Consider the following 647-nt stretch of genomic DNA (forward strand, 5'->3'; position numbering starts at 1 on the left):
AGACGTGCGTGTTCAGGTTCTGGAAATGGCGCTCGATGACCCGGAACTCTCCCCGAGAGAACTCGCCACCAGGTTCACTGACGAACGCCGATACTTCGTCTCGGAAGCCAGTGTTTACAGGCTTCTCAAGGCCCACGACCTGATCACCAGTCCGGCATTTATCGTGATGAAGTCCGCCGATGAGTTCAAGGAAAAGACCACCGCCCCGAACCAGCTCTGGCAGACCGACTTCACCTATTTGAAGGTCATCGGCTGGGGATGGTTTTACCTCTCCACCGTGCTCGATGACTTCTCCCGCTACATTATCGCATGGAGGGTCTGCACCGGCATGGCGGCAAGCGATGTGCAGGACACACTCGATCTGGCACTGGAGGCTTCGGGGCTCGATAAGGCAAACGTGCTTCATCGCCCGAGGCTACTATCAGACAACGGACCGTCTTACATATCCGGCGACTTGGCGGAGTATCTTGCCAACAAGGGAATGAAGCATTCGCGTGGCGCGCCTTACCATCCCCAGACCCAGGGCAAGATCGAGCGGTGGCATCAGACCTTGAAGAACCGGATCCTGCTGGAAAACTACTTTCTACCAGGTGATCTCGAAGCGCAGATCGATGCGTTCATCGGCTACTACAACCATCACCGCTATC

At 56.1% G+C, this 647-nt stretch carries 1 protein-coding gene; it reads left to right on the top strand.

Annotated elements, in window-relative coordinates:
- The coding region (locus ACXAH0_RS25095) for a transposase (protein WP_475196010.1) at positions 1-647 on the top strand (647 nt) is incomplete at both ends.

It is taken from the genome of Roseibium sp. AWQ4_290, from assembly GCF_056160985.1.